Source organism: Fictibacillus norfolkensis (assembly GCF_014836645.1).
In the GTDB taxonomy this organism is placed as follows: domain Bacteria; phylum Bacillota; class Bacilli; order Bacillales; family Fictibacillaceae; genus Fictibacillus; species Fictibacillus norfolkensis.
This window is the reverse complement of the sequence record NZ_JACSQM010000006.1, coordinates 86,411-99,410: the sequence shown is the minus strand read 5'-3', so window position 1 is coordinate 99,410 and position 13,000 is coordinate 86,411. Positions and strand designations below refer to the sequence as shown.

General features: G+C 39.7%; 16 protein-coding genes and 1 riboswitch. Of the genes, 3 read left to right on the top strand and 13 right to left on the bottom strand.

The genetic code is table 11. From position 1 onward, the window contains the following. Positions 1-4: 4 nt before the first annotated feature. The 7 genes from H9648_RS14185 to H9648_RS14155 all read right to left on the bottom strand — a co-directional run bounded on the left by H9648_RS14185 (position 5) and on the right by H9648_RS14155 (position 5,508). Complete coding sequence (locus tag H9648_RS14185) at positions 5-346, bottom strand: DUF1801 domain-containing protein (RefSeq protein WP_191754458.1); 342 nt, start codon at positions 344-346, stop codon at positions 5-7. A 254-nt stretch (positions 347-600) separates the two neighbouring features. Beyond that, on the bottom strand, positions 601-1,809 hold the full coding sequence (locus tag H9648_RS14180; protein ID WP_225218917.1) for an RNA polymerase sigma factor: 1,209 nt from the start codon (positions 1,807-1,809) through the stop codon (positions 601-603). A gap of 41 nt (positions 1,810-1,850) precedes the next feature. Next, a complete protein-coding gene (locus tag H9648_RS14175) occupies positions 1,851-2,285 on the bottom strand; it encodes a YciI family protein (protein WP_191754456.1) in 435 nt (144 codons plus the stop codon). A gap of 108 nt (positions 2,286-2,393) precedes the next feature. Beyond that, positions 2,394-3,203 (bottom strand): alpha/beta fold hydrolase, encoded by an 810-nt coding sequence (locus H9648_RS14170; RefSeq protein WP_191754455.1) that lies wholly within the window; start codon positions 3,201-3,203, stop codon positions 2,394-2,396. A gap of 194 nt (positions 3,204-3,397) precedes the next feature. Beyond that, complete coding sequence (locus tag H9648_RS14165) at positions 3,398-3,841, bottom strand: hypothetical protein (protein WP_191754454.1); 444 nt, start codon at positions 3,839-3,841, stop codon at positions 3,398-3,400. An 18-nt stretch (positions 3,842-3,859) separates the two neighbouring features. Beyond that, complete coding sequence (locus tag H9648_RS14160) at positions 3,860-4,297, bottom strand: LytTR family DNA-binding domain-containing protein (protein ID WP_191754453.1); 438 nt, start codon at positions 4,295-4,297, stop codon at positions 3,860-3,862. A 230-nt stretch (positions 4,298-4,527) separates the two neighbouring features. Continuing rightward, on the bottom strand, positions 4,528-5,508 hold the full coding sequence (locus tag H9648_RS14155; RefSeq protein ID WP_191754452.1) for a spermidine synthase: 981 nt from the start codon (positions 5,506-5,508) through the stop codon (positions 4,528-4,530). 141 nt (positions 5,509-5,649) lie between these two features. On the opposite strand from H9648_RS14155, the gene H9648_RS14150 reads away from it, so the two are divergent. Next, positions 5,650-6,411, top strand: coding sequence for a ferritin-like domain-containing protein (locus tag H9648_RS14150; RefSeq protein ID WP_225218907.1), 762 nt, complete (start codon positions 5,650-5,652; stop codon positions 6,409-6,411). Between the two features lie 12 nt (positions 6,412-6,423). Further along, on the top strand, positions 6,424-7,101 hold the full coding sequence (locus H9648_RS14145; protein ID WP_191754451.1) for a peroxiredoxin: 678 nt from the start codon (positions 6,424-6,426) through the stop codon (positions 7,099-7,101). A 44-nt stretch (positions 7,102-7,145) separates the two neighbouring features. Here H9648_RS14145 and H9648_RS14140 read toward each other — a convergent pair whose 3' ends face one another. The 4 genes from H9648_RS14140 to H9648_RS14125 all read right to left on the bottom strand — a co-directional run bounded on the left by H9648_RS14140 (position 7,146) and on the right by H9648_RS14125 (position 9,699). Then, positions 7,146-7,511: a YbaN family protein gene (locus H9648_RS14140; RefSeq protein ID WP_191754450.1), complete on the bottom strand. Its 366-nt coding sequence runs from the start codon at positions 7,509-7,511 to the stop codon at positions 7,146-7,148. Positions 7,512-7,541: 30 nt separating this feature from the next. After that, positions 7,542-8,024, bottom strand: a complete 483-nt coding sequence (locus tag H9648_RS14135) for an acyl-CoA thioesterase (protein ID WP_191754449.1) — start codon at positions 8,022-8,024, stop codon at positions 7,542-7,544. Between the two features lie 159 nt (positions 8,025-8,183). Continuing rightward, a riboswitch (cobalamin riboswitch) is annotated at positions 8,184-8,363 on the bottom strand. A 42-nt stretch (positions 8,364-8,405) separates the two neighbouring features. Next, positions 8,406-9,209 (bottom strand): cytochrome c oxidase assembly protein, encoded by an 804-nt coding sequence (locus tag H9648_RS14130; protein WP_318243537.1) that lies wholly within the window; start codon positions 9,207-9,209, stop codon positions 8,406-8,408. After that, on the bottom strand, positions 9,202-9,699 hold the full coding sequence (locus H9648_RS14125) for a DUF2243 domain-containing protein (RefSeq protein WP_191754447.1): 498 nt from the start codon (positions 9,697-9,699) through the stop codon (positions 9,202-9,204). Before H9648_RS14125 ends, H9648_RS14130 begins: the two co-directional genes overlap by 8 nt. A 169-nt stretch (positions 9,700-9,868) precedes the next feature. Here H9648_RS14125 and H9648_RS14120 point away from each other — a divergent pair, with 169 nt between their 5' ends. Further along, positions 9,869-10,996 carry an MGDG synthase family glycosyltransferase gene (locus H9648_RS14120; RefSeq protein ID WP_191754446.1) on the top strand — a complete coding sequence of 376 codons (1,128 nt, stop codon included), beginning with the start codon at positions 9,869-9,871 and terminating at the stop codon, positions 10,994-10,996. A 307-nt stretch (positions 10,997-11,303) separates the two neighbouring features. Here the strand turns inward: H9648_RS14120 and H9648_RS14115 are convergent, their stop codons facing one another. Together H9648_RS14115 and H9648_RS14110 are read right to left on the bottom strand one after the other, a co-directional pair. Further along, on the bottom strand, positions 11,304-11,516 hold the full coding sequence (locus tag H9648_RS14115; protein ID WP_191754445.1) for a hypothetical protein: 213 nt from the start codon (positions 11,514-11,516) through the stop codon (positions 11,304-11,306). Positions 11,517-11,629: 113 nt separating this feature from the next. Next, positions 11,630-12,997, bottom strand: coding sequence for a GH1 family beta-glucosidase (locus tag H9648_RS14110; protein ID WP_191754444.1), 1,368 nt, complete (start codon positions 12,995-12,997; stop codon positions 11,630-11,632). Positions 12,998-13,000: the final 3 nt, after the last annotated feature.

Below are 13,000 nucleotides of genomic sequence, written 5' to 3'. Positions count from 1 at the left end.
TCAATCATAAAGAATTCGAAGCTTCTCTGACAAAAGAAATAAGTTGTTTGGAATCAACCGTGTCACCTTTACGCAACTTTATGGTTTTACGTTCTGGTGGACCACTGAATAGATCTTCTGGAAGTTCTAATGAATTTGCATTGAAAATTGTAAAGCTTACGGCATCTTTGGATGTTGAGATCACAGCAGCATATTTTCCGTTTTTTAAGAAGTGAGGTTTTTTATACTGAATACGCTCATTAACATTAGGTATCGCCTGGTGAACAACTCCGCGTAGATTCGTTGACAAGTCTACCTGCCAGGACTCTTTTAATTCCTCAATAAAATGGGTCACATCTTGATTCATCGTTTACTGTCTCCTTTATTTTTGTCCTATCGCCCTTTTGCAACATATATATATGTTCTTCTAAGTCTTTTTTCAAACTTTCTTTACTTGGACTCGAAAGTGGTGGCTTTCGACGTAATGAATGATGTCCCTTGCTTTCTACTTTACCTCTCTGAAATCGCATCCATCGTTTCCTCCTTTGGATTGTGATCAGCTTTCCTACCTTTACTACGAAACTGAACATCTATAATCTACTAGGCTTAAAAGTAGTTTGTTCAAGACTCACATTCTTTTGCTCTGGACATCAGAAGGCTTTTCTCTTTTTCATTCTTAGTCATAGATGCAGCGTGTTCAAATTCTATACGAGCGTCATCCATTCTTCCTAACTTAAAAAGAAGATCTCCACGCACGCTATATAGAAGGTGATACTCCTGTAAAGAAGGCTCTCTACCTAATTCATCTACAAGTTGAAGTCCTATAGACGGACCAAATGCCATTGAGACGGCAACAGCGTGGTTTAATTCAACGATAGGTGAAGGAGATATTCTGTATAACGCCTCATAAAGCGCCGCTATTCTTATCCAATTCGTTTCTTCAACGGAATGAGCTTCTGCATGACAAGCAGAGATTTTCGCTTGAATCGCATATTGCCCGAGTGGTACACCTATCCTTTCACACCGCTCGAGTGCCGCTAATCCACGACGAATAAGTAACCGATCCCATTGTGCTCGATTTTGGTCCATGAGTAAAATTGGTTCCCCTTTTGCATTTACTCTAGTCTTCAACCGTGAAGATTGTATTTCCATTAATGCGACTAGCCCGTGTACTTCTGATTCACTTTGGGCAATCTCAGCCAGGACCCGCCCTAATCTCAATGCCTCCTGACACAGCAAAGGACGAACCCATTGATCGCCTGATGTTGCTGCATACCCTTCGTTAAACATCAGGTAAATAACTTCAAGCACTGTTGATAGCCGCTCTTTTCGATCCTCTGTTGCTGGAACTTCAAAAGGAACATTTTCAGATCTAAGTGTCCTTTTGGCACGTACAATTCGTTGCGCTACAGTAGATTCTGACAGAAGAAAAGAACGGGCAATCTCATCAGTAGTTAAACCACATAACAAACGAAGCGTAAGTGCAACCCTTGCCTCTTGCGATAATACGGGATGACAGGTCATGAAAATCAAACGAAGAAGTTCATCTCCAATCTCTTCGTTTACTACTAGACCAACATCTTCTTCCGTATACAAATCTGTTCCTCTAGCATGTTCAGTATATTTTTGATCACGTTTTTTTGTACGCCTTATTAAATCAATCGCACGACGTTTGGCCACAGTCATCAGCCATGCCCCTGGATTATCTGGGATACCGATATTCGGCCATTTTTCTAATGCGACGATTAATGCATCATGAGCAATATCTTCAGCGATACCAACATCTCGCAGCAAATGCGTTAAGCATGCGATCAACTTCGCAGATTCCATTCTCCATATCTCTTCGATCGCTCGATTTACATCGACCACTGTCACGCTTTTTGTTGCTCCTCAGCTTTTTTTCGAAGTTCTCTTTCTTTCATTAAATGAATGGGATTTTCCATAATTTCCTCCGCCTCAAAAACCTGCCGCAGTTCAATCTCACCATGTCCAAATCCATGTGGATCCGGCATACGCAGAGCCCACTGAATTGCTTCTTCTCTTGACTTCACTTCAATAAGTGTATAGCCTGCAATCAGTTCTTTTACTTCTGTAAACGGACCGTCAACCACTTTGGCCTTACCGCCCCGCTCCGGGTAAGAAATTCGCAACCCACTTGAACTAGGTTGTAGGCCGTCTGCAGCAAGAAGCACACCTGCCTTTACTAATTCCTCGTTATATTTTTGCATGGCATCTATTAATTCCTGACTCGGCATGACCCCCGCTTCTGAATCTGCAGTCGCTTTAACGATCATCATAAATCTCATGTTTAGTTGCCTCCTCATTTTTAACTCTTCATTTTTATAATCTGCACAATAAATCTATAAAAAGGTTTCGGTATTTGTTAAATAAATCCTTTAGTGATTTCCTCTAGTTTATACAGCCGAAAAAAATGAGACGAGCTCTGAAGAAATACTTTTAACATTAAGTTGTTTCGTATGTCCAAGTCCCTTCTTACTTATTAGTTCAGCATTAGGAAGCACTTTTACTAAAGCATCTGATCCGTCACGAAGCATTAAAGGACTTTCTGTACCTTTAAGTACAAGTGTTGGTACTGTAACGTTATTCCAACGATCTTCAGGCAATGACTTTCCTTCCATATACCCCTCTAATAATGCTGCATCGTACGGAAGGGTATGTGCAACCGCCATAAGATTAGACCAAACACCAGGCATCATACGCATCATAGTTACAATGAATGAAGGAGCCCCCATGCCCTTCGTCATGAAATATTTAATCGTATCCGCACTGCGGTCATCAACAATAAGTTCACTAACCTTTTTTGAAAAATCACTTGGTGGTACATGATCTGTGTCATTGACGATAAATGGTGGTTCGTGGAGCGCTAATTTTGTAATGCTTGCTCCATGAGCAGCAGCTTGTAAAGCAAGAACGGCTCCTGATGATAACCCCCAAACGAATGCTGTTCCTCCTGCTTTTGAGATAATTGCATCCAGATCTTCATACTCTCGTGCGGGTTCATACTTTTCTGCGTCACCGCTATCCCCACGGCCACGTCGATCGTATGTGTAAACGGTAAATTGGTCTGCTAATAATTTCGCAAGTTTAACAAAGCCAGGGAACTTTCGATAACTGAATGCGCCTCCGATTAAGATGAGTGAAGGCCCATTTCCTACCTTGTCATAAACAATTTTTGTTCCATCTTTTGAAATTACAGTATTCATATGAATCTCTCCTTAGCATTTTTAGTTGTTTTTAAGTTGATTTACTTATACGACGAAGAAGAGACGATAATATCGACACACTTTTTTAATTTTTTTCAGTTTTTTTACAGGGGGTTTATATAAGAATAATCGCAACGAAATCGTTGCGATTATAATTGTTACCACACTATACTCTTTTTACAACTTCTTAAAAGCTAGCGAGCTTGATTCTGCTCCCGATAATGCTGCATCTTCTGATTGAATTGAAATCCTAGCACTTTAAAATAGATGGTGAACCCAAGTATGCCGCCCAAATAAAGAATGTGAAACAGAACCAACATCATATAAAATGTTTTACTTCCCCACTCGAACCAGTTAAATACTTGAGACATGCCCATTAAAACGAAGCCGAGAATAAAATATTGTATAACCAGTTTCCAACTATTTGTTAACTTCACTTTAGTGTCCTCAGTCCAAAATAAGTAATGCAAACCAGTAACCAAAATACTGATAAAAAAGATTTGAACGATCATCTCGAAGGAGATCTCCCTCGTTCCGAGCATATAGCCGAACACAACATAAATGATGATTCCTGCCGAAAAGAATAAACTCATAATCGTTTTAAATGCTACCGTATACGCCATTACTTTTTTAAACATATCATCGCCTCCTTCATTTTAAAAACCTAACTTTTCCTTTAAGACAGGCACATACTGCCGGGACACTAACATGCTCTCTCCGTTCTCCATCTTCACTTCTAACCTGCCCCCGATTCGTGGGGAAATAGATTGTAATCGATCGAGATTCAATATACTTGCTTTTGTAGCACGAAAAAAATTTACATCACCGAACAGCTCTTCAATTTGATACAACCTTAATGACACCTCATAGACCGATTTTTCGGTATAAGCAAATGTCTTTTTATCAACTGACTCAAAATAATAAATATCATTGGGTAAAAGAAGATAGACCTTCCCATCCTTTGTACCCAATACTTTTCTTTCAAGAGACCTCAATGAAGTTAGAACTTTAATAACTTCATCATTTAACATTTTGCATTTCACAATGATCTCCAAACCTTCATGATCATCACTTTCAAGTATTGTAAGCTTCATCTCACGCCCCCTTTTATGTGGTTCATATTATTTTCATACAGTATATGTCATGATCTTCTCATCGTAAATCCACTTCTGACCAACCTGTCACAGACCTTTACCAAGTTGCACTCTCGGCTTCATAAATAACAAAATAAATACCCTTCTGTTATAAGAAGACGTTACTTACACCTATTCCATAATTGAAAACACTAAAAAAACACTTGTAAGTTACACAAGTGCTATCTATGTCAATTATTCAATTCTCTTCTTACAATATCTAAGAGGACGGTGTTCTGATCCGTCTGGATATCACCTTTGTTTTCAAGGTTTTTCAAGTAGTACGGTAGTTCCAACACATCCTTCAGTCTTCCTTCTGTTAAGAATGGAACAGTAACTTTTAATCGGATGTCATCTCGCTGTATGGGTAATGTCGAAGCGAGGACATAACCCCAATCCACACCCGTCTTGTTAGAGAAATTATGAAAAGGAATTGTGAAAAGTCCACATTCTTTTAACGTCTTTTCTATGCTCCACATATATTCTGGCATCAGGTTGACGGTTGAACAAGCAATGGATACAACACCACCCGGGTTTAAGTGTTCTTTTAATTGATGATAAAACTCTATAGAAAACAATCGGGATAAACTTGGACATCTTTCAGTCGGTTCTGGTATGTCTACAATGATTACGTCCCAGGTTTCTAGGCTTTGTTCTACAAAACTTCTGCCATCTTCAATCCTCGTTCTCACTTTGTGATGATTTAAAGCACCCTCATTGAATATCACCAAACGATCGAAGTTCTTTCCAAGGTCCATCATCTCAGCATCAATATCGACAGCGATAGTTTCCTCCACTTCGTCATAGCGCAAAACCTCACGCGCACTAATCCCGCCAGCTCCACCGATGATTAAGATGCGTTTAATCTCTTTCGCTGCGGCCATCGGAACATGTACGATCACTTCGGCATACTCATTCTCATCTTGTTTCGTGCCAAACATGATCTCACCGTTGCTATATACCCATACTTCTTCTCCGACTTCGACTAGTGCGATTTTTTGTGTAGATGTTTTAAACGTTTGAAGCACTTTGAAATTTCGTTGAGGTCTCTGGCCATCATTTATAAATGTTATAAAAGAGCCGTTTCCCCATTTCACCCAATAAAAATACACACTTGCTTCCACTATAAAAACTGCGGCTGCACCAATCGCTAGCCACATGAGCTCATCCACTATGAACACTCCTTATTTTGAACAAGTTATATTCACATTTCTATTCATTCATAGAACATGTGGTGTTGAAAAACTTGTACATAAGCAAAATTTAGGCGTCTGCATAGAATAATGCGACAATCAATTTTTGGAGGTTATCTTATGAGCTATATGAATCCACAACAGCAGCAACAAGACAGCGGACAGCAACAGAGTGATGGGCAGCAGCAAGCACTTCAACTGTCTCTGCAACTCATCAGGGAAGCTGTTGCTGGCGAAAGAGAAGATGAATTATTTTACGATTACTTAATTTCTGAAGCACCAACGAACGAGCAAAAGTTAATTATCGCATCTATTCGAGATGATGAGAAAAGACACAACAAGCTTTTCAGAATGATATACAGAGATCTTACAGGCCAAGAAGTTCCACCAATGAACGGGGAAGAGTTTCAAAAACCAAAATCCTATAAAGACGGCCTTGTAAAAGCGCTGTTTGGGGAACTTGCTGCTGTAGAAAAATATCGTGTTATTCGCCAAGGACTTCCTAATACGTATTATCGAGACATTCTGTTCAACATTATTACAGATGAGATCAAGCACAGCGCAAAGTACAACTATTTGTACACTTTAAACAGTCAGCCTAGTTCCCCACGTTCTTTTCAGCAAGAACATAGAATGCCTCAAAGAGAGAGCTTAGCTGATCAATGGGTTTCGTACATTGACCCCTTGGTGAAAAGAGCATTAAAAGAAACTGAAGAAGGCATTAACCTTACACATCTTTATCAGGAATTTATTTTATCTGGTGTTCTTGTTGGTCAAGGATTCACACCTGAACAAGCCATTGAACAAGTAGAAGAGTGGGAAAAAACAGGAGAATCCCAACTGTTAAAAAAGAGCAAGATGATGGGAAACCAACAAAGATAGGAGAAGAGAGGGATGGATTCTACACAAATATATTCAAAGCCTTTTATTGGCGATCAATTTCCCGAGATGACTGTTCATACAACCCTTGGGGAACTTGTCCTCCCAACAAGCTATCAAGGACATTGGTTTGTCCTCTTTAGCCATCCAGGTGACTTTACACCCGTATGCACAACAGAATTTGTCGCTTTTCAGAAGCTCATGCCTGAGTTCACAAAGCTCAACACTTACTTAATCGGATTATCTGTAGAACAAGTATACTCACACTTAAAGTGGATCGAATGGATACAACAGAATTTAAAAGTAGAGATTACTTTTCCGATCATTGCGGATAGTTTAGGCCGGATAGCTACTAGACTCGGAATGATCCATCCTACGATGGGAACAAGAACGGTGCGAAGTGTTTATATCGTAGATCCGACAGGCAAGATTCGTCTTATCCTTACGTATCCTGAAAATGTTGGTCGGAATATTAACGAAATTCTAAGAGCGGTTAAGGCGTTGCAAACAGCAGATAGAAATAAAGCAGCAACACCTGCAAACTGGCCTGAAAACGAGCTAGTTGGAGACCGTCTGATCGTTCCTCCCGCTGCCACAGTACAAGAAGCGAAAAAACGGGCAGAACAGGCACAAGCAGGAGAGATTGAATGCTACGATTGGTGGTTATGTACAAAGCCTCTTCATGATAGATAAAGAGCAGCCTTGTGTAAGGCTGCTCTTTTTTTGCTGCACATTCACTATGCGGTTTTAATTTTAACGATAAAATAATAATACTTATACATCACAACAAGAATTAAGATCACTCTTGCAATCATACTGTCAGTAAGGATAAAAGTAATCAAGATCATCGAGTCTGAAAACAGGCTGATCATGATCTTTTTCTTTTTTGTCAGCGAACGATTCCTAACAAAATCATCTAGATGCTTTTTATAAATGTCGGTTCCTTTAAACCACACTTCAAACTTTTTGGACCCTTTTACGAAAAAATAAGATGCCAGTAATAAGAGAGGTGTGGTAGGAAGCAACGGCAACACAATTCCGATCACGCCTAAACCAAGGAAAAAGAACCCCAATACTACAAATATGATATTTTTAATTTTCATTGGGTTTCTCACTTCCTTTATTCTTCAAACTTAAATTGTTCCGTTCACATTTTTATATAGCATACGTCGTTCTTTCCTTAGTGGAGCACCTTTAAAAAGGGCTTCCTCCTCTTCTGTCTCAGGAATGACACTTGGTACAGGAAATGGCTTTCCGTCTTGATCGATGGCGACCATCGTTAAGATTGACGTAGTGTTCAGCGTCCTGTTCCCCGTCTCTAAATTTTGACACTCTACTTTTACGTATACTTCCATCGACGTTCTTCCCGTTGAGGTCACTACACCTTCTAATATGAGGATGTCTCCCACTTTAGCTGACGATAAGAAGTTTACATTATCAATGGATGCGGTGACAACCACTTTCTTACTGTGCTTCATGGCGGCAATCGCTGCGATCTCATCAATGTACGATAAAACCGTACCACCGAATATCGTTCCCATGTGATTCGTATCAGGGGGCAATACCAACTTTGTTTGAATCGTCCTTGAGATGTTTGCTGATAACTGCTGTTCCATACCATACCCTCTTTTCTGAAGCTCGAAAGCTCCTCTTTTTTGAGGGAGTTAGTGAACAAAGAAAAATACCCATCACTAAAGACGGGTACGTAAGAATACATAACAGAAGGAATGATCTATTAAATATCCCTCGTCCTATCTTCCCAACTCCCGAAGAAGATCAACGCTATAAAGATGGCAGGTCTCCTGACTCGTGCATCAGCCTACTTTAAGCCCTTCCCGTCAGATAGACAGTGGTTTTGCTTATTTCGTCAGCACTTACAGTTGCGGGTACAGTTCTGGCCTCACACCAGATTCCCTATTAAGTCTGTAACAGACACCATAATTATCGGATCTTATGAAATTTTGAATCTATCTTATTGTACCATTCAACGGATCTGTTCACAGATTCATTTTATGAGGTACAGGTAACGGACGCGGTCGTGCTGCCTTATACCATTGCAAACATAGTATAAATATTAGAACAAGATCTACAAGATCTCCTCCATAATACATGAGCATACTTCCATCTTCAGCTTGTTTAAGTGGCACCCCTGCAGGAGGATTAACATATATAAATTTTGATAACATCCCATGACCTGCTAAGGCAATTACGAGTATGAAAGAACGATACCCATAAGAATGTTTAGGAGCAGTCGGGTCAATAGATAGAATAGAAGCTGTAAAAAGATAGCCCGCTATAAATAGATGAAGGTGAATAAAGACGAACACCCAAAGATATTGGTGCATAAGCATATAAAGGTCAGTCGTATATAGAAGCCATAACCCTCCTATATTCAAGGTGGCCGCTATGAAAGGATTCATAAGAACATGTATAAATTTCATTTTCAATAAAGAAGTAAGCATTCTAGCTTTTGAAACTGATAAAGTACGCAAAAGTAGAGTAAGAGGATGAGCCATTACTATTAATAAAGGTGCAATCATACCAAGTAACAAATGACTGAGCATATGAGCTATGAAACTAACATGTGCCTCTTCTGCTAAAGGCCCTACCACAGAAACAGCTATGCAAATCATACCTAAAGCCATACATAATGTTCGATACATTGGCCATTTTTTTCTATGAATATTGCTTCTCATAACCGCACCAACATAAAGCATAAAGATTATAATTGGGAATAAGATCAGCCCAGCTCTTACAGATTCAGAATTCATCACATCGGTTACAAGATGGTGATCATGCATGTTTCGCATCCTTAGTTCTTCGATTCGTGCGAAGTGTAATCATGAGACCTGCTATAATCATGATGACAGCAGTTATATTCCAGATCCAATCATATATATAAACATTGTCCACATAGCGAATCTGGTGAATACGCCAAACCTTGTGCTGAATCGTGCCATCGAAGAATTGAAAAATACCGGCTCCCAGCAATACGCCTCCCCACCATCTCGTAAGCCACAGCGCACTTCTTCTACGAAGATCTGCAAAAAGGAAAAGACCACCTATTGTCGCAAACCAGCTAAAAGCATGAAAAAGCCCATCTGAGACTAATCCTATACTTGTTGTAGACTTGTCATAAAAATGATGCCAGTGCAGCAACTGATGAAATACAACCTCATCAAAAAAAGCAACAAAACCAAGACCAAACAAATAACCTGAAATTGTATTTCTCATTTTAAAGTGATATCGAGTTTCAGAGGTGACTGAACGTTTTGTAATATTGGTTTCCATTACACCCCTCCTAGTTTTTCATTCTATTTGTATGTATTACCTATCTGAGACGGGGTCAACCATATTACAAGAAATTTATTTTTCACTTTTACAAAACCTTTTAATCTTCTTCATATCACGTTTAAAATCTCCTGCTATGCTTATTTCAAAAGACTGGGGAGGTTTTCTAATGATACGTCCAACAGCATTAATCCTTACAGCTAACTATGGCAGCGGTCACGTTCAAGTCGCTAATGTCCTCGCTGAAGAACTGAAGAGTAAGGGATTTCAGCCTGTCATATCTGATTTATTTGGTGAAGCTCACCCCATCATGTCCCAAGTTACGCAATCAATATTTATGAAAAGCTTTTCACACGGCTCTTCTTTTTATAAATGGTTCTATTATGGAACTAACAAATTGAATGCTAACACGATTACACAATTTTCTCGGTATTTAGGAAGAAAAAGATTCTTAGAATTGATCAAAGAACACCAACCCCGTTTTGTAATAACAACCTTTCCCCTTCACGCTGCTCCATTTCTTATTAAAAAATCACGGTTTAACATCCCCATCTATACCGTGATCACTGATTATTTTGCTCATCCTTTTTGGATCAATCCATCGATTGATCATTATTTTGTTGCATCGCCTTCAGTCAAAAACGGACTGATCAAACATGGTGTGGCTGAAAATAGAATCACAGTTAGCGGTATTCCGATCCGTACAGAATTTTATCATTCCGTTGATAAAATAGACGTGTTCGCTAAATATGGTATTACCCCAAGTAATCGCGTTGTGACAATTTTAGCAGGTGCTCAAGGTGTACTGAAAAATGTTAAGGTTCTCGCACAGCGTCTTTTAAAGGATCCTTCTCTACGGGTGATTGTAGTATGTGGAAAGAATAAAACGTTGTATGAGAAGTTAACACCACTAGCCGAACAACATCCAGGTTCATTCCGATTATTCGGTTACGTAGACGAACTTCATGAAGTCTTAAAGATTTCACATTGCGTAGTAACCAAGCCAGGCGGCATCTCTATTACTGAAGCTGCTGCTGTAAACGTCCCACTTATTCTATATAAGCCTGTTCCTGGCCAAGAAGGAGAAAATGCTAAGTATTTTGAAGAAAAAGGCGGGGCATTAATTGCTCGCTCTGCAGATGAAATCGCGGAAAACGTACAGAGGTTATTTGATAACAAAGCTTTGTTGAGTGGTATGCAGAGAAGTTTACAATTCATTCACAAGGCTCACTCTTCTACATTAATTGCTGATTATGCTATTGAAGATGTACAAGAGCTGTCTCAAGTTACACGATAGATGGTTATTGATGGATATCACTCAACTCTGAATTTCATATATACTGGGCGGGGTATCACGACTATTTTTCCGAGAACTTTTTGGAATAATCCTAGAAATTTCCGATTTATTCCGGCGAGTTTTTGTGATATTCCGGCGAGTTTCACCCATAAATCGGCGAGTCGACATACCTCGACAAGTATACACTAGCCCTATACCCCTACCTCAACATCGCAAAGCAAAGTTTAATCATTCACGCACCCATGAATCCAAACAAATAAACGGGCAGATTCGCTATCATCAGCGATTCTGCCCGTTCTATAAAACTTCAATCTTCCTTAGCACCATCTTCCGCCATCGCTCGAAGGTCCGCATAGAAAAAATCATCATTGCATAAAGGAGAGTGTTCCTTTTTGTTATCATAGCTCTCAACGATTTTCTTTAGTTCACCCGTATCACCTTTTGCATTAATGATCTCAACGAGCTCGTTCATTCCATCCGTTGTTTCTTCGTCTATTCGTTCCTCATTCTTATCCTTCATGTCTATCCCTCCTATACGTATTTAGCTTCCCCACTCAAGAAAATTTTACACAAAACAAAAAAGCCCCGAACATAGGTCAGGACTTCAATGGTTATTATTATCTTAAAAATAAATTAGCTTACGGAAATAGCATCTGTTTCTTTGTTGCTGTTATTGGTTCCTCTGTTCTTCACGATTTCTGCATAACGGTAGGCGCTATCTTTCCAGATTCGCTCTTGCGAATCAAAGTCCACATAGATGATTCCAAATCGTTTGTCATAGCCGAAGCTCCACTCAAAGTTATCCATCAGAGACCATAGGTAGTAGCCTTCAATATTCATACCTTCATCATTCAGATCAGAAACCGCTTGAAGATGCTTTTCGATATAATCAACACGGCCATGATCGTGAACGCGACCGTTCTCTAGCACATCATCAAACGCTGCACCATTCTCTGTAATATAGATAGGAAGATCCGTATACTCTTGTCTCAACCTTCTGATCAGATCTTTAAACTCTTCTGGCGCAATATCCCATCCCATGCCAGTTTTCTCATAATCAGAATGAGCCCCTCTATGTAAGAAGTCATTTGCTGCAGAGAACTCAACAATCCCTCGGCTATAATAATTGATGCCAAAGAAATCACAAGGAGTTGAGATGATCTCCATATCTCCTGCTTCAATAAAATCATATGAATGAACATATTTTGAGAACAGGTTCATCATATCAACAGGGTACTGTCCTTTAAAGACAGGATCTAAGAACCAGCGATTGGAATAACCGTCAGCATTATTCGCTGCGAGCTGATCGTTCGCAGAATCTGTTTTTGCATAGATCGGTGATAAGTTTAACGTAATACCGATCGGCGTTTTTGATTGAAGCTCGTTCTTTAAATATTGTACAGCTTTTCCGTGAGAAAGAAGCATGTGGTGTACGGCTTTAACGGCTTCGTCCATGTTCGTATGTCCTGGCGCATGAAAGCCTTGATGGTAGCCTAAGAAACCGGCACACCATGGCTCGTTATGTGTAATCCAAGAATCCACCTCTGCATCAAGCTCTTGAAAGCAAACTTTCGCTAAATCCATAAACCAATCTACTGATTCACGGTTCACCCATCCGCCTTCCTCATGCGCCCATAGTGGAAGATCCCAGTGATAAAGCGTGATCGCAGGTTTGATTCCTTCCTCACGTAAACGCTGCGTCAATTTTTTGTAGAAGTCCATTCCCTCTGCATTCAACACGCCTTTTTCAGGAAAAATACGTGGCCAGGAAACTGAGAAGCGATACGTTTCTACGCCAAGCTTCTTAATCTGCTGAATATCTTCTTCAAAACGGTAATAATGATCACACGCTACGCTTCCATTATGCTGTTGATATACTTTTCCTGGCGTATCACAGAACGTATCCCAGATTGAAAGTGTTCTTCCGCCTTCAAGACGAGCTCCCTCAATTTGATAAGAAGATGTTGCCGTACCAAACACGAATGACTTATTAAAATGCATAAC